The sequence below is a fragment of the Azorhizobium sp. AG788 genome, assembly GCF_004364705.1.
Taxonomy (GTDB): domain Bacteria; phylum Pseudomonadota; class Alphaproteobacteria; order Rhizobiales; family Xanthobacteraceae; genus Azorhizobium; species Azorhizobium caulinodans.
In genome coordinates, this window is record NZ_SOBM01000006.1 from 234,464 (window position 1) to 253,177 (window position 18,714).

25 protein-coding genes are annotated in these 18,714 nt (G+C 71.3%); 7 read left to right on the plus strand and 18 right to left on the minus strand.

Features of this window, described 5'->3' with window-relative positions; translation table 11 throughout:
* Positions 1 to 107 precede the first annotated feature (107 nt).
* The gene (locus DFO45_RS17075; protein WP_043878960.1) at positions 108 to 416 is read left to right on the plus strand and encodes a hypothetical protein; all 309 of its coding nucleotides are present in this window, start codon (positions 108 to 110) and stop codon (positions 414 to 416) included.
* A gap of 17 nt (positions 417 to 433) precedes the next feature.
* On the opposite strand, the gene DFO45_RS17080 is transcribed toward DFO45_RS17075, so the two are convergent.
* From DFO45_RS17080 to DFO45_RS17115, 8 genes are read right to left on the minus strand one after another with little or no spacing between them, the layout of a single operon-like run.
* Complete coding sequence (locus tag DFO45_RS17080) at positions 434 to 1,099, minus strand: phage tail tape measure protein (RefSeq protein ID WP_133865822.1); 666 nt, start codon at positions 1,097 to 1,099, stop codon at positions 434 to 436.
* A 2-nt stretch (positions 1,100 to 1,101) separates the two neighbouring features.
* Positions 1,102 to 1,308 (minus strand): rcc01693 family protein, encoded by a 207-nt coding sequence (locus tag DFO45_RS17085; RefSeq protein WP_133865823.1) that lies wholly within the window; start codon positions 1,306 to 1,308, stop codon positions 1,102 to 1,104.
* Positions 1,305 to 1,649: a gene transfer agent family protein gene (locus DFO45_RS17090; protein WP_043878959.1), complete on the minus strand. Its 345-nt coding sequence runs from the start codon at positions 1,647 to 1,649 to the stop codon at positions 1,305 to 1,307. Before DFO45_RS17090 ends, DFO45_RS17085 begins: the two co-directional genes overlap by 4 nt.
* An 11-nt stretch (positions 1,650 to 1,660) precedes the next feature.
* Positions 1,661 to 2,068, minus strand: a complete 408-nt coding sequence (locus DFO45_RS17095; protein WP_012169649.1) for a phage major tail protein, TP901-1 family — start codon at positions 2,066 to 2,068, stop codon at positions 1,661 to 1,663.
* A gap of 26 nt (positions 2,069 to 2,094) precedes the next feature.
* On the minus strand, positions 2,095 to 2,508 hold the full coding sequence (locus DFO45_RS17100; protein WP_133865824.1) for a DUF3168 domain-containing protein: 414 nt from the start codon (positions 2,506 to 2,508) through the stop codon (positions 2,095 to 2,097).
* On the minus strand, positions 2,505 to 2,696 hold the full coding sequence (locus DFO45_RS17105; protein WP_133865825.1) for a hypothetical protein: 192 nt from the start codon (positions 2,694 to 2,696) through the stop codon (positions 2,505 to 2,507). Before DFO45_RS17105 ends, DFO45_RS17100 begins: the two co-directional genes overlap by 4 nt.
* Positions 2,693 to 3,022: a head-tail adaptor protein gene (locus tag DFO45_RS17110; RefSeq protein ID WP_133865826.1), complete on the minus strand. Its 330-nt coding sequence runs from the start codon at positions 3,020 to 3,022 to the stop codon at positions 2,693 to 2,695. Before DFO45_RS17110 ends, DFO45_RS17105 begins: the two co-directional genes overlap by 4 nt.
* Positions 3,019 to 3,582, minus strand: a complete 564-nt coding sequence (locus DFO45_RS17115; protein WP_166657164.1) for a phage head-tail connector protein — start codon at positions 3,580 to 3,582, stop codon at positions 3,019 to 3,021. Before DFO45_RS17115 ends, DFO45_RS17110 begins: the two co-directional genes overlap by 4 nt.
* A gap of 116 nt (positions 3,583 to 3,698) precedes the next feature.
* Here DFO45_RS17115 and DFO45_RS17120 point away from each other — a divergent pair, with 116 nt between their 5' ends.
* Positions 3,699 to 4,466, plus strand: coding sequence for a S1 family peptidase (locus tag DFO45_RS17120; protein WP_012169645.1), 768 nt, complete (start codon positions 3,699 to 3,701; stop codon positions 4,464 to 4,466).
* 19 nt (positions 4,467 to 4,485) lie between these two features.
* On the opposite strand, the gene DFO45_RS17125 is transcribed toward DFO45_RS17120, so the two are convergent.
* From DFO45_RS17125 to DFO45_RS17145, 5 genes are all read right to left on the minus strand, one after another.
* Positions 4,486 to 5,730, minus strand: a complete 1,245-nt coding sequence (locus DFO45_RS17125; RefSeq protein WP_133865828.1) for a phage major capsid protein — start codon at positions 5,728 to 5,730, stop codon at positions 4,486 to 4,488.
* A 26-nt stretch (positions 5,731 to 5,756) separates the two neighbouring features.
* A complete protein-coding gene (locus tag DFO45_RS17130) occupies positions 5,757 to 6,287 on the minus strand; it encodes an HK97 family phage prohead protease (RefSeq protein ID WP_133865829.1) in 531 nt (176 codons plus the stop codon).
* The gene (locus tag DFO45_RS17135; RefSeq protein WP_012169642.1) at positions 6,287 to 6,469 is read right to left on the minus strand and encodes a hypothetical protein; all 183 of its coding nucleotides are present in this window, start codon (positions 6,467 to 6,469) and stop codon (positions 6,287 to 6,289) included. Before DFO45_RS17135 ends, DFO45_RS17130 begins: the two co-directional genes overlap by 1 nt.
* A 246-nt stretch (positions 6,470 to 6,715) precedes the next feature.
* Positions 6,716 to 6,901, minus strand: coding sequence for a hypothetical protein (locus tag DFO45_RS17140; RefSeq protein WP_133865830.1), 186 nt, complete (start codon positions 6,899 to 6,901; stop codon positions 6,716 to 6,718).
* Between the two features lie 12 nt (positions 6,902 to 6,913).
* A complete protein-coding gene (locus tag DFO45_RS17145; protein WP_133865831.1) occupies positions 6,914 to 8,086 on the minus strand; it encodes a phage portal protein in 1,173 nt (390 codons plus the stop codon).
* A gap of 270 nt (positions 8,087 to 8,356) precedes the next feature.
* Between DFO45_RS17145 and DFO45_RS17150 the strand changes: the two genes are divergently transcribed.
* The 3 genes from DFO45_RS17150 to DFO45_RS17160 all read left to right on the plus strand — a co-directional run bounded on the left by DFO45_RS17150 (position 8,357) and on the right by DFO45_RS17160 (position 11,411).
* Positions 8,357 to 9,160, plus strand: a complete 804-nt coding sequence (locus DFO45_RS17150) for a GntR family transcriptional regulator (protein WP_133865832.1) — start codon at positions 8,357 to 8,359, stop codon at positions 9,158 to 9,160.
* 87 nt (positions 9,161 to 9,247) lie between these two features.
* On the plus strand, positions 9,248 to 10,534 hold the full coding sequence (locus DFO45_RS17155) for an MFS transporter (RefSeq protein ID WP_012169638.1): 1,287 nt from the start codon (positions 9,248 to 9,250) through the stop codon (positions 10,532 to 10,534).
* A gap of 25 nt (positions 10,535 to 10,559) precedes the next feature.
* Positions 10,560 to 11,411 (plus strand): amidohydrolase family protein, encoded by an 852-nt coding sequence (locus DFO45_RS17160; protein ID WP_133865833.1) that lies wholly within the window; start codon positions 10,560 to 10,562, stop codon positions 11,409 to 11,411.
* Between the two features lie 218 nt (positions 11,412 to 11,629).
* Here the strand turns inward: DFO45_RS17160 and DFO45_RS17165 are convergent, their stop codons facing one another.
* The 3 genes from DFO45_RS17165 to DFO45_RS17175 all read right to left on the minus strand — a co-directional run bounded on the left by DFO45_RS17165 (position 11,630) and on the right by DFO45_RS17175 (position 14,574).
* Positions 11,630 to 12,940 carry a terminase family protein gene (locus tag DFO45_RS17165; protein WP_133866004.1) on the minus strand — a complete coding sequence of 437 codons (1,311 nt, stop codon included), beginning with the start codon at positions 12,938 to 12,940 and terminating at the stop codon, positions 11,630 to 11,632.
* A gap of 179 nt (positions 12,941 to 13,119) precedes the next feature.
* The gene (locus DFO45_RS17170; protein WP_133865834.1) at positions 13,120 to 13,695 is read right to left on the minus strand and encodes a hypothetical protein; all 576 of its coding nucleotides are present in this window, start codon (positions 13,693 to 13,695) and stop codon (positions 13,120 to 13,122) included.
* Positions 13,696 to 14,343: 648 nt separating this feature from the next.
* Entirely contained in the window at positions 14,344 to 14,574 is a 231-nt protein-coding gene (locus DFO45_RS17175) for a hypothetical protein (RefSeq protein ID WP_133865835.1), read from the minus strand.
* A 180-nt stretch (positions 14,575 to 14,754) separates the two neighbouring features.
* On the opposite strand from DFO45_RS17175, the gene zigA reads away from it, so the two are divergent.
* Entirely contained in the window at positions 14,755 to 15,981 is a 1,227-nt protein-coding gene (zigA, locus tag DFO45_RS17180; protein ID WP_133865836.1) for a zinc metallochaperone GTPase ZigA, read from the plus strand.
* 65 nt (positions 15,982 to 16,046) lie between these two features.
* Here zigA and DFO45_RS17185 read toward each other — a convergent pair whose 3' ends face one another.
* Positions 16,047 to 17,570 carry a DHA2 family efflux MFS transporter permease subunit gene (locus DFO45_RS17185; protein WP_081433910.1) on the minus strand — a complete coding sequence of 508 codons (1,524 nt, stop codon included), beginning with the start codon at positions 17,568 to 17,570 and terminating at the stop codon, positions 16,047 to 16,049.
* 222 nt (positions 17,571 to 17,792) lie between these two features.
* Here DFO45_RS17185 and DFO45_RS17190 point away from each other — a divergent pair, with 222 nt between their 5' ends.
* A complete protein-coding gene (locus DFO45_RS17190) occupies positions 17,793 to 18,125 on the plus strand; it encodes a hypothetical protein (protein ID WP_166657165.1) in 333 nt (110 codons plus the stop codon).
* Positions 18,126 to 18,134: 9 nt separating this feature from the next.
* Here DFO45_RS17190 and DFO45_RS17195 read toward each other — a convergent pair whose 3' ends face one another.
* The gene (locus DFO45_RS17195; RefSeq protein ID WP_133865838.1) at positions 18,135 to 18,674 is read right to left on the minus strand and encodes a YcgN family cysteine cluster protein; all 540 of its coding nucleotides are present in this window, start codon (positions 18,672 to 18,674) and stop codon (positions 18,135 to 18,137) included.
* Positions 18,675 to 18,714: the final 40 nt, after the last annotated feature.

Sequence of the window (18,714 nt, forward strand, 5' to 3'; positions counted from 1 at the left end):
GTCGATCGGTTGTGACGGATCGGGTGGGATGGATCACGGCCAGCGGCTTCGACCGCGCCAGGCTCATCGCCCCGGTCTTTTCGCGATCTGCCTGCCGGAGTTGCCCCATGCGTTTTGTCCCGCGCCTTGGCCGCCTCAGTGTCGCACTGCTGGCTCTGGCGCCGTCGCTCGCCCTTCCCGCTCTGGCACAGACCAAGCCGACCGCAGCGGACGTCGCCTGCGCGGCCATGGGGCCGGGATTCAAGCGGATTTCAGGCTCCGACACCTGCATGCAGCTCAGCGGCAGCGTGGAGATGACCGCGGCCCGCGGCACCGCGCCCAGCAATGCGCCCAACCAGGGTTTCACCAACACGCCCACCGCCGCCGCGTCCGGCACGCCGGCACCGGCCGGTGATCCCTGGAAGCAGATGCGCTGAACGAACCGCCCACCGTCTCACAGGCTGCGCTGACCGCGCGCCACGGCGCGGGCAATGAGCCCGGACAGATAGGCATCGGAGCGGCGGAAGGCGCTCGCATCGGGCGTTGACACCGAGACATTCACCGTCGTCGTCCCACCGCCGCTCGCCTGCGTGCGCACGCCGAGCGCGCCGTCCGCGCCGCGCGCCAGAGGCAGGATGGCTTCGGCCCCCGCCTCCCCCATGAGGCCGACGCCGGACGCCATGGGAAAATAGGTCGGCGCCGCCACCACCCCGCCCTCGGCAAAGGCCCGGACACCGGACACCACGCCGCCGTCCGCGAAGGCGCGCACCGCGCCCGCCTCCAGCACCCCGCCGTTTGCGAAGGCGCCGGAGAAGAGCTGGCCGATGCTATTGCTGATCCCCTGCTCCAGCGGCTTCAGCGCCGCGTTCAGCGCCATGCCGGAAAGCCGCTGGCCCAGCCCCGCCAGCACCGTATCGAGATCGCGCCCCTTCACAGCGACGCTGGTGAAGGCATCCCCCAGCGCGCTGGAAAAGCCCCGCGCCGGCACTTCGGCGGCGGAGAAAGCCGAGGTCACGCCGGCGCTGAAGTTGCGGGCGGAGGCCTCCGCTTCCGCCAGGCCGGCGGTGAAGGCGGACGTGTCGGCGGTAAGGGCCAGCGAAACGGGATCGGTCGGCTCCATCTCTATCTCCGTGGCGCATCGGGAAAGCGGGCCATCAGCGCGGCGAGGCCGGCGCGATCGAGGCCGGAAGACGTGGCAGCGGGCGGACGGCAGGCGGCGGCCAGTTCACGGGGCGTGAGGCACCAGAAATCGCGGGAGGACAGCCGCAGAATGCCGAAGCCGAGGGCCATGGCCGCTTCCCAAGGGAACGGTGCCGGCCCCGCGCTCAGGTCTCCTGCGGCACCGGAGGGCGCGGCGCCTCCCCGCCCCCGAAGGTGCCCGAGAGCAAAGCCGAAACGATGCGCGCATAGCCCACCGCCCCTTCGGGACAGGCGAGCCGCGCCACCTCTTCATCATCGATCGTTTCGCCCGCTCCCCGCAGGCCGGCGCCGATGAGGCGCACCATGTCGCTCGCACAGAGCCGCCCGCGCCCGAAGCGCTCGGCCAGAGCCGTGAGATCCTCCACCGCGAAGGCGGCCTCCAGTTCGGCCAGCGCGCCGAGCGTGAGGACCAGTGTGCGGTCCCGCCCGCCGAGGTGTGCGGAGATTTCCCCGCGATGCCGGTTGGCCATGTCCGGTCTCCTCACAGTGCCGCGAAGGCGAGCGCGCCGGCGCTCTCCAGCGTCAGGTCGAAGGTCACTTCCCGGTCATGCTGGCCAGCGATCTCCAGCGCGCTGATGAGGAAGGGACCGGAAACGGTGCCGAAATCGGGGATCACCACCGCGCAGTCGCGCACCTCTCCAGCGAAGAAGGCGGCGCGCACCAGCGCGTCCGAGGCGGCATCCTTGAAGATGCCGGCCCCCGAAATGCTGGCGCGCTTCACACCCGCCCCCGCCAGCAGTTCGCGCCAGCGGCCGGCGCTCTCGGAATGGGTCACGTCCACCGTCTGGGCATTGAAGGCGAGCGTGCGCGAGCGCAGGCCCGCGACCGTCACGTAATCGGCGCCATCCAGCATCTTGAGCAGCAGGTCCTTGCCCATCTGCGCGGCCATGGAAGTCTCCTTCGGGAAATGTCGCTTCAGAGCGCCTCGGTCACCGCGCGGAAGCGGACGAAGCCGTGGAACGTCCGCCCGTCGCCGTCGCGCCGCACCTCGGCGGTGGTGGCCCGGAGATTGGCGAGGCGATGCCCGTCGAGGGCGAGCGGCGCCTCGTGCAACGCCTCCTGCACGGCGGCGCACAGCGCCATGGCCTCCGCCCGGCCGCCCTGGCGGGAGAAGACGTGCAGCGTCAGCGCCTGCTCGCTGCCCGCCTCGGTGGCGGTGGACCAGTCGGAAACCACCGCCTCTCCGAGCGTGACATAGGGAAAGGGGACACCCGCCGGCGGCACGTCATGGATGGCGCCCGCCACCAGCGCGCCGAGCGGCGCGTCGGCGGCGAGGCGCTGGTGGATGGCCTTGCGCAGGGCGAGCGCGGCGGAGGCCGGCGCGCTCACGCGCCGCCTCCCGGCGTGCCGTCCGCAGCGCGCGGCGGCGCCTCGTCCGCGGCCGGATCGGCGGGGACATCGGGTGCGGGCGCAGGGTCCGGCATGCGGCCAAGCAGCAGGTGCATCGCCTTGTCGCGCAGCTTGTCGAGCAGTTGTTCCACGAGGCCATCCAGGCCTGAAATCTTCACCGAGATCATGTCTGTTCCTCTCTGCACATGGCGCGGGTGTACCGGCCGCGTCCGTCCGGATCGCAGGTCGCCTCCACCGCGAGGCGGCGGGTGCCGTGACGCAGGATGTCGCCGGCCTTGAGCATGTTGGGCGCGCGCACGGTCACGCGCACGCCGGCAAGGCCGAAGCGCCGTTCGTCGGCGAAGGCGCCCGCGGCACTCTCCTCCACCGCCGCCCAGAGGCGATCGACGGCGACGAAGGTGACGCTGGCGCCGCCGAAGCCGTCCGGCACCGAAACCGGGGCCAGATGCGTCACGAGATGGCGCAGCGCGCCGATGGGAATGGCGCCGCTCACAGTCGCAGCATCCGGTAGGGCGCGATGAGCGCGAGGACGGTGCCCGGCAGGCCGATGGCCTCGCCCACCACGTCGCGATGCTCATGGAAATGCGCGAGGGTGAGCCGCACCGCCTGCAGCAGATCCCGCGGCACGTCGGCGGGCTCCGGGCCATAGCCGGCGGTCACGTCGAGGGCGATGCCGCCATGGTCCACGGCCGGCTGCGGCAGGTGCGCGCGGTCGAGGCCGATGAGCTGCGGCGTGCGGTCGCCGAGGAGCGAGAGGCGACCGGCGGGCACCTCCTCCCAGGTGCCATCGGCGCGCCGGACCCGCGCCGCATCGAGGCTGGCGACGGGCGCGATGGGCAGCAGGAAGAGCCCGCTCGCCGGCCAGACGTCGCGGACGAGGCGCCAGCTCTGGGTCATGAGGACGCGCCCCGTGGCGCTCTCGATGGTCCGCCGGGCGGCGGAGAGCAGCACACCCACGAGCGCGTCCGTTGACGGATCGGTGAGGCGCAGGAAGTCCTTCGCCTCGGCCAGCGTCAGCGGTTCCGCGGCGGGGCCTGAAATACGTTGCGTCATGTGCGGATTGTCCCCTCGCATCCGGCAGACCGGGGGCCCGACCGCACCAAGGTGCGGGATTGACCCGCCCCCCACGCTCGGGGCAAAAATTTCGCCGCCGTACATGAGGGGGATCCGTGCTGCTTCGTTTCCTGTTGTCCGGCGGGCGTCCGTTGGGTTCCGCCCTGCTCTGCGCCGGCTTTCTTCTGGCGCAGGCTGCTCCCGGCCACGCGGTGGTGGGCGGTCGCCCCGGCGCGGCCCAGGGCACCAGCCACACCGTCATGCTGGTCTCGACGCGGGGCGCCTCGTGCTCGGGCACCGCGCTGGCGCAGGATCTGATCCTGACCGCCGCCCACTGCGTCGCGCCGCCCGGCAGCTATGCGGTGGCGATCACCGGGTCTGGCCCGCCGCGCCTCATTCCCGCGCTGCGGATCGTGGTGCATCCCGGCTTCGATCCGGACCAGTTCCGCAACCGCCATCCGACGCCGGATCTAGCGCTGGTGAAGCTCGCCTCGCCCCTGCCGCCAAGCTTCCGCCCGGCCGCGCTCACGCAGGACAACACCCTGCCGCAGCGGGGCGCGGAATATCTCATCGCCGGTTACGGCATGGCCTCGGACGGGGCCGACGAGACCGCCGGCACCCTGCGCTGCACGAGCCTGCCGACCATCGGCACGACGGGCGGCATCATGGCCCGCCTCGCCTCGCCCATGAGCAATGCGGGGGCCTGCACCGGCGACAGCGGCGGCCCGGCTTTCGTGGGCAACCTGCTGGCCGGCGTCATCGGCTGGGCCACGGGCCCCAACGGCGCCCGCGGCTGCGGCGGCGTCACCGGCATCACGCTGGTGGGCCTCCAGCGGGACTGGATCGAGGCCACCGCGCGCAAGCTCGGCAGCCCCGTGCCCTGACCCGCGTTCGCCGCCGGGCTCAGCCGGCGGCGAACTTCAGCAGCTTGATGGCATCGAAGTCCTGGATGCCGCCGCCCACGCGCTTGGTGGTGTAGAACAGCACGTAGGGCTTGGCGGAGTAGGGATCGCGCAACACCCGCACGCCCGCCCGGTCCACCACCAGATAGCCGCGCCGGAAGTCGCCGAAGGCGATGGCGAAGGCCCCGTCGCCGATGTCCGGCATGGCCTCGGCCTCCTGTACCGGAAAGCCCATGAGGCTCGCCGGCTGGCCGGCACCGGCCGGCGGCGTCCAGAGATAGGCGCCCGCATCGTCCTTCAGCTTGCGCACGGCGGCCTGGGTGCGGCGGTTCATGACGAATGCCGCGTTCTGGCGATAACCGCCCTTCAGCGCATAGACGAGATCGAGCAGCGGATCGGCGGCGTCGGACGCGGGAAAGCCCCCCGCGACGCCGGTCGCCACATAGCCCGTCTTGCCCCAGCTCCAGCCGCTCTCCGCCACCTTGGGATAGGCGAGGAAGCCGGTGGGCTTGGCCGTGCCATCGCCGGAGACGAAGGCCACGCCCTCCTGCTCGGCAAAGGCGCTGTCCACCTCGCCGGCCAGCCACTCCTCCACATTCACCTGCCCGTCGTCGAGCAGCGCCTGGGTGGCGGCGGGCATGGCGTAGAGCTCCATGGCCGGAAAGGCGAGTTCCGCCAGCACCGGGCTGTCGGTCTGCGGCCGCGCCGCCGTTTCCGCCGCCCAGCCCACCATGGGACCGGAGGTCATGAACGGCTTGCGATAGGTGCCGGCGCCGATGGTGCGCACGGTGGCGAGCGCGCGGATGGGCGAGAGGGCGGCAAGGCGACGCCCGATCTCCTGCTCGGTCTCATAGGGCACGAGATAGCCGCCGTCGGCGCCGACGCCGGTGGAGAGGGACTTGGCCTCCAGCGCCTTCAGGCCGTCGCTGGCGCCGTGGCGCACATAGCCGGTGAAGGCCGCGCCGTGCTCGCCGCGCGGCGCCTCGGTCCGCGTGATGCCGAGAGGCGGGCGGCGGCGCTCCGTCTCCAGCCGGTCCATGCGCGCCTTGCAGGCGTCGATCACATGGTCCAGCCGCCGCATGCGCTCATCGAGCAGCGGATCGGCGCCGCCACGCTGCTCGATCTCGGACAGGCGCGTCTCGTTCGCCGCCTTATAGGTCTCGAAGGCGTGCATCAGCGTGTCGAGGGCCGACTGGCGTTCGGGGGCCGCCACCTTGGTCTCGGGGGCGGAAAGAAGATTGCTCATGAAGGGATCCTGCGGTTGGGAAGGGATCAGACGGCGGCCAGATGCGGCCGCAGGCGGGCGGCGGCGCGGGACACCGCCTCCGCCGCGGCCTGCATGGCGAGAAAGGGCGGCGGCGGACGGCGGATGCGCGCGTCCGGCTGCATGGGGAAGGTGACGATGGACACCTCCCAGAGATCGATGCGGGTGATCCGCCGCACGCGCGTGCGCGGGTCGGTGCGGGCCTCCACCGCCTTGAAGCCGATGGACAGGCCATCGAGGGCGCCGACGCCGATGAGCGCCGCCACCTCACGCGCCCGGCCGACGCCGAGCGTGAGCTCGCCCTCGACCTTGAGGCCGATGCCGTCCTCGATGAGGGAGGTCCACACGCCGATGGGTTCGGCGGGATCGTGCTGATAGAGCAGCCGCACGCCAGCGATGCCCCGCCGCGCCAGCGTCTCGGCGAAGGCGCCGGGGGCGATCACGTCGCGGCCGAGATCCTGCCGGTCGAACAGGCAGGCATAGCCCTCGAAGCGCGCAGTCGCTGCCCCAAGGCCCGGTGGAGAAAAGGCGGCCCCCATCAGCGCACCTTGCCCGCACCCTGGCCCGCGCCCTTGCGGCGCCGCGCCTTCTCGAGGCGCTCGAGGGTGGCGACGAAGTCGCGGAACACGCTGGTGCTCTGCGGCGCCGCGCGCCGGACCGGCGCCGGCGACAGCGCCCGGATGCGCGGCGCCGATGCCCTGGCGATGAAGGGGGCTCGCATGGATGGTCTCCTGCTGGGATGGAGGAATGGTGGCAGTCCGAGCACGAACCACCGCGCGCCGGCCGCCCGCGCGATCGGTGGGCCGGACGGTGCGGTTTTGGTGAGTGGGCGATCATGTGTTGGACTGGAGAGGCTCGTTCCGGCCAGCCCCCTCCCCAGCCCTCCCCCGCAGGCGGGAGAGGGAGCCGGTTGCGCGAGCGGAGAGGAGCGCGGTCAGATCCTCAGACCGCGCCGGTCACGGGCCCCTCACGGATCGTCGTGGCGGGCGTTGAAGCGGGCGAGTTCGCGGACGAAGGCGTCGATGCGCTCGTTGGCGCGGGACAGGCCCGTGAGGGCGGCCAGCGCAACGCCGGACGCGCTCAGCGCCCAGGCGGCGAGTGCCAGATGGGCGAGGTCGCCGCGCGTCGCGAAAACCTGAAGGATGCTCTCCAAGATGACCTCCCCTCAGGGCGCGACGGGGCCATAGCCCACGGCCGCGCGCTTCTCCGCATCGGTGAGGAAATCGGCCGCGTTCACGCGGCTCCAGAGCTCGGAGCGCTCGGCGGTGAGCGCCTCCACCTGATCGAGATCCGGCACCAGCGCGAGTCCCGCCCCAAAGGCCGGCGCGAGCCAGGCGCTCAGCGCGCCGGCAACCCGCTTCACCAGCGGAAGCACGCTCTGGCGCCAGAGCACGCGGTTGGCCTCGGCATAATTGGCATAAGTGTTGTCGCCCGGAATGCCGAGCAGCATGGGCGGCACGCCCAGCGCCAGCGCGATCTCCCGCGCGGCGGCCTCGCGGGCGGCGGCGAAATCCATGTCCTTCGGACTAAGGCCGAGGGGCTTCCAGTCGAGCCCGCCCTCCAGAAGCAGCGGGCGGCCGGCATTGGCGGCACCCTGGAAGCTCGCCTCCAGCTCCTCCCTGAGGCGCGCGAACTGCTCTTCGGACAGCGAACCCGTGCCACCATAGACCAGCGCGCCGGAGGGGCGCGCCGCATTGTCGAGCAACGCCTTGTTCCAGGCGCCGGCGGCATTGTGCAGATCGAGCGCCTGCGCCGCCGCCTCCAGCGGGGCGAAGCCGTAGAGATCATCCAGCGGATTGAACAAGGCGAGGTGCAGCACCGGCGGCACGTCGGCGCCCGGCACGATGCTCTCCTGCGGGATGCGCAGGGCGCGGCCCTCCAGCGTGTAGTCGAACGCCTCCGGCCAGCCGTCCGGGCCGGGCACGATGCGCACGCGATCGGGCCGCAGCACATGGAGTTCGCGCACGGCGCCCTCCACCGCCACCGCTTCCACATAGGCATTGCCGGCCACCAGTAGATGGCCGCACAGCGCCTCCAGGAAATCCGCCTTCGCCGCACGCGGATGGGGCCGTGCGAGGAGGTCCAGCAGCGGATGGGCGTCGATCTCGCGGTCGCCGTTCATCAAGAGCAGCGGCACGCTGGCGGCGGCCTCGCTGATCAGCCGAACGGCGCGATAGGCCACCGCATTGCGGGCGAAGCCCTCGCGGGCGAGCCCGGCATAATCGCGGGGGGTCCAGCGGGCGCGGCCGGTGGCGAGCAGCGCCACCAGCGCGGCGGTGCGGCTCGCCTTGGCCTCGGACGGACGCGGACGCAGGGCCTGGAAGACGGACGACAGCATGCGGGACTCCCTCGGCTCCGGGGCCGGAGCAAGCAGGACGGGCGACGGCCACTGGCCGCCGGAGGATCGTTTCCGAAGCATGAAAGCGCACCGCGCCCTCGCCCTCGGCGGCCGAGGGACGCGCTGTGAAGCCGCGCCCGGAGGCCAAGCGGCGGCGGCACATTGCAGCGCAATACGGCGCCTTCGCACCTGCACAGCTACCCGATTGACGGTGGAGATAGCCCCCTCTAGTCCTATAGAGGACCAATCAACCGGTGGAGCGCGAGTGGCATGAGCCAGCACGCTGTGGACGCGGACAGGACACAGACGGACGCATCGGCCGATGCGCCCGGCGCCGTGCTCGCGCTCAGCGAGACCAGCGACAGCCGCCTGCCCCTCTATCAGCGCCTGCGTGACGCCATTGTCGCCCGCATCGTCGCGGGCGACTGGGGACCGGGCACGGCCATTCCGGCGGAAAGCGAGATCGCCCGCGTCAACGGCGTGGCGCTCGGCACCGTGCGCAAGGCGCTCGACACGCTGGTGGCCGAGGGTGTGCTCGACCGGGTGCAGGGGCGCGGCACCTTCGTGCGCCGCCCCTCCCTCGACCGCTCGCTCTTCCGCTTCTTCCGCGCCGAGGGGGCGGACGGGGCGCGCGCCATGCCCGAGGGCCGCGTGCTCGCCCGCAAGGTTGCCCCCTGCCCGTCGGAACCCGCGAGGGCGCTCGGCCTCGCACCGAAGTCGCTGGCCCTGCGCATCGACCGCCTGCGTCTCATCGACGGCACACCGGTCTTCGCCGAGGAAATCTGGCTGCCGCGCGCCCGCTTCGCGCCGCTGGAGGATCTCGTCCTCACCGGCTTCGGCGACCTGCTTTATCCGCTCTATGAGCGCCTGTGCGGCGAGGTGGTCGCTTCCGCCGAGGAAACGCTCACCATCGACCTCGCCACCGAGAAGGACGCCCGCGTGCTGGAGATTCCGGCCGGCGCGCCGGTGGTGGTGGTGGACCGTGTGGCGCTCGGTTTCGATCGCCATCCCATCGAGTGGCGCCGCTCGCGCGGCCCCGCCGACCGCTTCCGCTACCGCATCGAGATCCGCTGAGCGGTCCTCCGCTCATTTTCGTTCGCAACCGTTCACGCAAGGCGCCAGCCGGCCGCAAGAGCCGCGCGGGCCTGCCGGAGGACACCCATGTTCAGTTGGTTCCGCGAGATCGACGCCACCGAGCGCAAGACATTCTGGGCCTGCTTCGGCGGCTGGGCGCTCGATGCGCTCGATGTCCAGCTCTTCTCCCTCGTCATCCCGACGCTGCTTGCCCTCTGGCACATCAGCAAGGCCGATGCGGGCATGATCACCAGCGTGACGCTCATCGCCTCGGCGCTGGGCGGCTGGGTCGGCGGGGCCATTTCGGACCGCATCGGCCGCGTGCGCGCCCTGCAGGTGATGATCCTGTGGTTCGCGCTCGCCACCTTCGCCTCCGCCTTCGCACAGGATTACAACCAGCTCCTCGTGCTGAAAGCCTTGCAGGGCCTCGGCTTCGGCGGCGAATGGGCGGCCGGTGTCGCGCTCATGAGCGAGGCCATCCGCCCGAGCCACCGCGGCAAGGCGCTGGGCACCGTGCAGAGTGCCTGGGCGGTGGGCTGGGGCGCCTCGGTGCTGATCCAGACCAGCATCTATTCCTTCGTGCCGCCGGAAATCGCCTGGCGCCTGCTGTTCGGCCTCGGCCTCATCCCGGCGATCCTCGTCATCTTCGTGCGCCGCCATGTGCCCGAGCCCGAGGCCTCGCCGGCCCGCGCGCCCAAGGCGCAGCAAGCGCGCACGCCGCTGCTGGGCATCTTCTCGCCGGACGTGCTGCGCGTCACGCTGGTGGGCCTGCTGCTCGGCACCGGCGCCCACGGCGGCTATTACGCGGTGACGAGCTGGCTGCCCACGTATCTCAAGACCGAGCGCCATCTCTCCACGCTGGGCACGGGCGCCTATCTGGCGGTCATCATCGTCGCCTTCTTCTTCGGCTGCATCGCCGCCGCGCATCTGCTGGACCGCATCGGCCGCCGGCGCACGGTGGGCCTGTTCGCGCTCTCCTGCGTCATCGTCGTGCTGGCCTATGTGTTCCTGCCCATCGGCGACACCGCCATGCTGATCCTCGGCTTCCCGCTGGGCTTCTGCTCGGCCGGCATTCCGGCCAGCATGGGCGCGCTGTTCTCCGAGCTGTATCCGGGCGGCATCCGCGGCACCGGCGTCGGCTTCTGCTACAATGCCGGGCGCATCGTCTCCGCCATCTTCCCCTTCCTCGTCGGCCATCTGTCGGAGCAGATGTCGCTCGGCGCCGCCATCGGCATCGATGCGGCGGTGGCCTATGGCCTCGTGGTGGTGGCGGTGCTCATGCTGCCCGAGACCAAGGCGGTGAAGCTCGACGCGGTGGACGCGCCCGGCGCGCCGGCCGGTGCCGGCGTGCGCTCGTCCGCCCCCGCGCAATGAGCCGCCGCGCATCCGGTCCCGCAACATGAACGAACCCCTCGACGGCCGGCGGCGTTCCGCCGGCCTGATGGCCATCGACAGCCACGCCCACATCTTCCGGCGCGACCTGCCGACCATTGCCGCCGCCCGCTATGTGCCGGCCTATGACGCGCTGCCCGAGGCCTATGCGGCCCTGCGGGCGGCCAACGGCTTTGCCGGCGGTGTGCTGGTGCAGCCGAGCTTCCTCGGTACGGACAATTCCTATCTGCTGGCCGCGATCGCTGCCGATCCCGACCATCTGCGCGGCATCGCCGTGGTGGCGCCGGACTGTACCGAAGGGGCCATGCGCGGGCTTGCGGCTCAAGGCATCGCCGGCGTGCGGCTCAATCTGATCGGCCGGCCGGACCCGGATTTTGCCGATCCCGTCTGGCGCGCCTTCCTCGCGGCGGCGGCCCGCTGCGGTTTCCAGATCGAGGTGCAGGCGCAGGCCCGGCGGTTTCCGCGCCTGCTGGCGGGGCTGCTGGAAAGCGATGTGCCGGCGGTGGTGGTGGACCATTTCGGCCTGCCGGACCCCGCCCTCGGCGTGAATGACCCCGGCTTTGCCGCCCTCATGCTGCTGGCCGCGCGCACGCCACGCCTCCACATGAAGCTCTCCGCGCCCTACCGGCTCGGCGGCGGCGATCCGCTGCCGCTGGCCGAAGCCGCCCGCGCCGCCTTCGGCGCCGGCCGCCTGATGATCGGCAGCGACTGGCCGCATACCCAGCACGAAAACGAAGCCGACATCGCCGGCCTCAAGGCCCTCCTGGCCCGCGTCTTCCAGGCCCCCGAGCTGCCGCAGGTTCTCGGCGGCACCGCCGCCCGGCTGTTCGGCTTCGGGGCGCTCTCGGCCGCCGCCTGAAAACGGCGTCGAACGGGTGCTCGGGGTGTGCCTGGATATGGAGAGTGTGTTCTTTCCCTGCTCGCCTGCCCCCTCCCAACCCTCCCCCGCAAGCGGGAGAGGGCATCCGCCAAGGATTTCGAGCTTGTCTTTGCGACCCACGCAACAGACTCCCTCTCCCGCTTGCGGGGGAGGGATGGGGAGGGGGAAGGGACTGGCGGTAGATTTCCAAACCGGCCTCAAAACCGCCGAACGCGCGGCGCCGGGGCGCGGGGGCCGAGAGCGAGGTGGGTGACGGCCCAGACGAGGGCGTCGAGCCGGTCCGGCGAACGGCCGGAGGACAGGCCCTCCGGACCGAAGTCACACATCTCGTCCTCCAGCGCCGGGAAGGCGCCGGCGTGGCGCACACGCCCCTGCTCATAGAGAGCGGCGACGGGCTCGGCGCGCAGATACTTGCCGCGCGTTGCGCGCACGCTCACCACCGGCACGCTGGCATCCACCTCGGCGAGCACGCTGCGCACCATCTCGCCGCCCTGGTTCACCTCCGCCACCACCGCATCCGCCTCATGGGCGCGCCACAGGTCGATGGCCCGCGCCGCCCATTGGGCGGGGCGTAGGCCGGCGGCGGTGGCGTCCGCCAAGACATGCACAAGGCCCTCCCCGTCGATGCCGGCGGCGATGATCCCGCAGGCATCCGCCCCGGCCCGCGACGAGGCCGGCGGATCGAGCGCCACCACCACGCGGGCGAGCGGCGGAGCGGCCGTCTCACGAGCAGCCTCAAGGGCCGAACGGGTCCAGAGCGCGTCGGGCCGGTCCTCAATGATTTCGCCCTCCAGTTCCTGCCGCCCGAGCCGCGTGCCGCCATAGCGGGCCAGCACCGTGTCGAGGAAAGCGGGCGCAAGGTGAAAGGCGTTCTGAGCCGTGGTTGCGCGGCTCAAGACGGTGGACGGGTCGGCCATGAGGCGGCGCAGCAGGGCGCTCGGGCGGGGCGTCGTCGTCACCATCTGGCGCGGCTGCGCGCCGAGCCGGAGGCCGAACTGGAGCATGTCGAACACCGCCTCGGCCCGCCGCCACTTGGCGAGTTCATCGAGCCAGGCGGCCTCGAATTGCGGCCCGCGCAGGCTCTCGGGATCCTCGGCGGAAAAGCCCTGCGCCACCGCGCCATTGGGCCAAACGAGGCGGCGGCGGGTGGGCTCCCAGCGGGGCCGTTCGGCGGCGGGATGGACGGCGAGCAGGCCGGACACACCCTCCACCATCACCTCCCGCAGATCGCCCATGGTCTCGGCCACCAGCGCGATGCGGCCCACGGGGGCCGGCGCGAAAGGCGGCCGGCCGAGGGCCAGTCCCCGCACCCATTCGGCACCCGCCCGCGTCTTGCCGGCGCCACGCCCGCCCAGCACCAGCCAGGTGGTCCAGGGCCGGCCACCGGACGCCGCGGGCGGCGGCAACTGGTCGGGGCGCGCCCAGATTTCCCAATCGGTGAGCAGGCGTTCGGCGCCCGCCTCGTCGAGGCCCGAGAGAAACGTCCGCGCCGCGCCCGCATCCGCCATCACCGCCGCCAGGGCCGCGCGCAAAGCGGCGGCGGAGGGAGGGGGAAGGGCGAGCGACATGAGGCGCCTCCGGCGAACGAATGCGGCACAGGCGGGCGCCAGCGATTCGGACGGGGTTTGTCCTGTGGATGTTCGCGTCCGTCCCGTTTCGGGACAGGCGCCTCGGCGCGGCGGCCGGCTTACCCTTGGGAGTGCGGTGCCGTCCCCTCCGGCGGAGTGTCGGGGGCCGGCGGCTGCACGCTGTCGCACAGGCCGGCGAGGCGGCGGGCGAGCTCGGCGCGAAAGGCGCCGGCCCCCTCGGGAGAGAGCGGCGCGGCTCCTGCCGGTGGCGCCGCCTCGGCGCGCGCCTTGCGGGCGGCGGCATCGAGGGCGGAGAGATCGCGCATGACGCGGGCGAGAATGGCGAGTGCGCGGGCGTCCTGTACGCCATCTCGGGCCGACCCCTCCCCTTCGGCGAGCCGCTGGAGGCGGGCCTCGATCTCGGCCATCTGCGCCTCGGCAGCCGTCCAGAGGCGTCCCATCATCCGAAGGCGGGCGGCGGGGCTCGGCGGGCGGGCGGCCTTACACGCCGGGCGCTTGCGGCCCTTGCCGGCGCGGCGCGCTATCGGCCGGGGCGCCCCGGCATCGGGGCGCAGCCAGTAGCCGAGCTGGCGAAGCGAGAGGCCGGTCTTGGCGGCGATGGCGGCGGGCTCGAGACCCTCGCCGCGCAGGGCGCGGGCGCGGGCCACGGCAGCGGGAGAGGCGGGAGCGGTCATTGGGGGCAGATCCCGGGCGTTCGTGTTCACGCGGGGTGCGAAGGGGCACCGCGGACGCCGGAAAAAAGGAAGGCGCCGCGGGGGCGATGCGGCGCCTTTCAAGTCACAATTCCGGAGCATGGAGAAAAGATGCCTGATGAGCGGCACGCTGTCAAGGCATATTTTCCTAAACTCCGGTCGGGAGACCAAACTCACGAACCCTCAGGAACTCGAACCGAACGCAAACGCTGGTCTTGGCACTGGGTACTGACACTTGAGGACACACGACTTTGCGACTTGGTACCGGTGGCCGAGCCCGGTTCGGACCCGGCGTTTGGGGACTTCGGAACTCTGGAACTTGGAGACGAAACTCGGGTCTTCGGAACGTCGGAAGCTTGAACTTCGGGAACTGCACTCGGGTACTCGGCCCCTCCCTGCCGCCGGTTTCCCTCCGGCGTGCCGGGTGCGTCCCGCGCTGCCGTTGGACCCCTGTCCTGTCCCACCATGACAGGGGTCCCGGCGACCGCGCGTTGCGCGCCCACTGATGCCCTCTCCCGTGGGGGAGAGGGCGTCCCAAGGCACCCGGGGGGGGGGAGATAGGTGCCCTGGAACATCCCTCAAACTCGAAAAACCATCCCGCACCGAAGCGGGGTCACCGACCTGCGCGCCTCATGCCCCCTTCGGCGGGCGGGGCATGCGGCGCGCGGTCAGGAGCGCGTCGAGCCGAGCCCGGGCGCGCAGGTGCGAGATCGCCGAAACATTCTCCGCTGTGATGCAGCCGCGGCGCAGCTGGTAGGCGGTGTTCCAGTGGCAACCGCACCGGGTGCAATAGGCCGTCCGGTCGTCGAACTGGTGCTCGGCCTCCATCAACGTCTGGCTCGCTTGAAACATCGCCATCATCCGCCCCTCCCCGGCGTCCGGCTGCATTCACCGTAGGTTCATTTCGTCACCATCCGGCTGCGCGGACAACGCGGACCCTTTCCGGAACGGCATCATCAGGCAGGCGAACGGTCCGGCACTTGCGCCAAAAAGACGGGCATGCCAAGAAATGATATATTGTATCATTCAAAGGACCACCCCATGCCGACCGCCGACAATCGCCTGCCAGTCACCGTGCTTTCAGGCTTTCTGGGCGCCGGGAAGACCACCCTGCTCAACCACGTGCTCGCCAATCGCGAGGGCCTGAGGGTCGCGGTGATCGTCAACGATATGTCCGAAGTGAACATCGATGCGGAACTGATCCGGGCCGGCGGCGGCGATCTTTCCCGCACGCAGGAAACGCTGGTGGAGATGACCAACGGCTGCATCTGCTGCACCCTGCGCGACGACCTGCTGGCGGAAGTCACCCGCCTCGCCCGCGAAGGACGCTTCGACGCGCTGGTCATCGAGAGCACCGGCATCGCCGAGCCGCTGCCGGTGGCCGCCACCTTCGAGTTCCGCGACGAGGAGGGCTTCTCCCTCTCCGACCTCGCCCGCCTCGACACCATGGTGACGGTCGTGGACGCGGCAAACCTCCTGAAGGACTACGCCTCCACCGACTTCCTGCGCGACCGGGGCGAGAGCCTCGGGGAAGAGGACCAGCGGACCATCGTCGATCTGATGGTGGACCAGATCGAGTTCGCCGACGTGATCGTGCTGAACAAGGTCGGCGCCACCGATCCGGAAAAGCTCCGGCTCGCCCGCGCCGTCATCAAGGGGCTCAACCCGGACGCCCGCATCCTCGAGACGAACCACAGTCGGGTGCCGCTCGCCGAGGTGATGAACACCGGCCGCTTCGATTTCGAGGCCGCCCATCGTCATCCGCTGTGGTTCAAGGAGCTGAACGGCTTTGCGGACCATGTGCCGGAGACCGAGGAATACGGCGTCGCGAGCTTCGTCTATCGCGCCCGCCGGCCCTTCCATCCGCAGAAATTCTCCGCCTTCCTGCGCCGCACCTGGCCGGGCCTGATCCGCGCCAAGGGGCTGTTCTGGCTGGCGACCCGCGATGCCTATGTGGGCGAGATGAGCCTTGCCGGTTCGCTCTGCCGCACCGAGAAGCTCGGCCTGTGGTGGGCCGCTGTGCCGAAGGAGCACTGGCCGCAGGACCCCGCCTTCCGCACCGAGCTGAAGCGCTATTGGGCGCCCTTCTACGGCGACCGGCGGCAGGAGCTGGTGTTCATCGGCATGGGCCTGGATGAAGCCGCCATCCGGGCGGCGCTGGATGACTGCCTGACGGGCCCCACCGATCCGGCGCAGCTCGACTTCGCCGCCTTGTCTCACCTGCCGGACCCGTTCCCCTCGTGGAGCCGGCAGCCGGCCGTCGCCTGACCGGCGCGGCCGGAACCGGCGCCCGGCCTTTTCGCGCCCCCGGCCGGGCGCCGGTGTGATGTCCCTCAGTCCGGGGCGTCCGTCGCCTCGTTGACGGCGGCAGCCAAGCTCCGCCGGCGGCGGTGGCCGGAAATGTCGGCACCCGCATCATGGGGCAGGCGCGCGTTCCAGAAGGTCGCCGCCATGGCGATGGTGGTGACGGTGACGAAGGCCACCGAGAAATCCGCCAAGCCGGCCACGGAACGGCCGTTGGCGGCCATGGAGGTGGCGAGCGCGAAGCCGGCGACGCAGATGCCCATGGAGAGCATGAGCTGCTGGAAGGTGCTGTAGAAGCTGGCAGCCGCGCTCATGCGCGCCGCCGGCACCTCGTCATAGGCGACCGTATTATAGGCGGTGAACTGGAGCGACATGAAGAAGCCGGCCGCGGTCAGCAGCACGTAGATGGACCAGTGGGGCCAGTCGGGGCGCATGAGGGCGCAGACCGCATAGGTGCCGGTGCAGATGATGCCGTTGACGAGCAACGTGTTGCGGAAGCCGTAGCGGCGCAGCACCTTCGGCGCCACGCCCTTCATCAGCAGCGAGCCGACGGCTGTGGAGAGCGAGATCATGCCCGCCTCCGCCGCCGTCATGCCGAAGCCGAGCTGGAGCATGAGCGGGATCAGGAAGGGCTGGGCGCCCTGGGTGATGCGGGTGATGTTGCCGGCGATCACCGAGAGGCGGAACGTCTCGATGTTCATCAGCGACAGATCGAGGATGGGATGGCCGCCCGCCGCCGAGAGCTTGCGGGCGTGGCGCAGATACGCAAGGCCGCTCAGGACGCCCATCACCATCAGGCCGAAGGTGATGCGGGCATCGCCCTCGCCCCGGCTCGACAGCTCGAAGGCGAACAGCAGGCCGCCCAGCGACGCACCCGAGAGAACGAGGCCGAGGCCATCGAAGCGGTCCGGCTTCTCGGCCCGGCTGTCGGCAATGAAGATGCTCACCAGCACCAGCCCCAGCACGCCGATGGGCAGGTTGATGTAGAAGATCCAGCGCCAGTCGAGGAAGGTAACGAGGAAGCCGCCGAGCGGCGGACCGACCATCGGGCCGATCATCGCCGGCACCAGCAGCCAGCTCATGGCCGAGACGAGGTCCGCCTTGGTGGTGGAGCGCAGCAGCACGAGGCGGCCGACCGGGATCATCATCGCCCCGCCCATGCCCTGCAGCAGGCGGGCGAAGACGAGGAAGGCGAGGCTCTGGGACTGCGCGCACAGAAGCGAGCCGATGGTGAAGACGGCGATGGCGAGGCGGAACACCGTGCGCGAGCCGAACCGGTCCGCCGCCCAGCCGCTGGCGGGAATGAAGACGGCGAGCGAGAGCAGGTAGGAGGTGAGCGCGATGCTCATGTGCGGCGCCGTCACGCCGAAGTCCCGCGCCATGGCCGGCAAGGCGGTCGCGAGCACCGTCGCGTCCAGTTGCTCCATGAACATGGCGCTCGCCACGATCAGCGCCACGGCCCGGTAGCCCGGCTGGCGGCGGGGGCCACCCTTGCGGGCATGGGATGCGGGCGGGGCCTCGGGGGACGGCTGGGAGACGTGCGGGGACGGCATCGGCAGACTCAACAACGACGCACCGCCGCGCAGGGCGCGACGCGAACAGGGCGGAAGCCGGAGCTATCTATTCCGTCTAATCCTCGCTCCCGCCAGCGAAAAGCGCGGATTGCGCATGGCTGGGGCGAGAGCCCCGTCCTGAGCGGGGCCCGGCGCTACGCCGCCACCGGAACCCGATCACGCCTGCCCGGCGTTCTTGTTGCGTAACGACGGGAGCACATGATGACGCGCGCGAGAAACTTGAGTTCAACGGAACGCTGGGCCTCCGGCGCGGCCGCCAGCCTGCTGATGAGCTTCAGCCTGAGGCGGGGCGGCCTGCTGGGCCTCATCGGCGTCGGCGCCGCCGCCGGCCTGATCCTGCGGGCGGGCACCGGCCGCTGCGCCCTCAAGGCGGTGGCGGAGAAGGACACCACGCACGGCCGCCGCCACCGGCACCGGGGCAGAACCGCCGCCGGCCCGCAGGACGATATCGAGATGCCGCGGGACCGGAAGGATCTGGAGGGCGCCTCCGGCCCGCTGCCGGTACGGCCCGCCGCGCCGTTCCACTCGGTCTGACGGCGCGCCTCAGGCCGGCCGGTCCGAGGCCGGCTTGCGGCGGGACCTGGGCGCTGCGGCTGTCCGGGCCTTGGCCCCCCGCGGCCAGCGGGTCGGCCAGGAGACCACGTGGGCGATGAGTTCCATCAGCCCGAAGGCGTCCTCCGACCCGGCCGTCCGCCCGCTCACCGAGATTCCGGCGGCGGTCACCGTCGCCGGATCGCCGGACACCAGCGGATGCCACCAGGGCAGATCCTTGCCCTCGTCCAGCAGCCGGTAGGCGCAGGTGGGCGGCAGCCAGCCGATGGTCATCACCGCCTCCGGCGTCAGCCGCACGCAGTCGGGCACCTGCGCCTGCCGGTTGGGATAATCGGTGCAGCGGCAGGTCTCGCCATCGAGCAGGCGGCAGCCGATGTCCGTATAGGCGATCTCGCCCGTATCCTCGTCCTCGAGCTTCACGAGGCAGCAGCGACCGCAGCCGTCGCACAGGCTCTCCCACTGCTCCGGCGTCATGCGGGCGAGCGGCACGGTCCGCCAGAACGGCTCTTGGGGCGTGGCATCATGGGGCATGCCGCTTGCTAGCCGATCCCTGCGGCGAAATGAAGAGCGC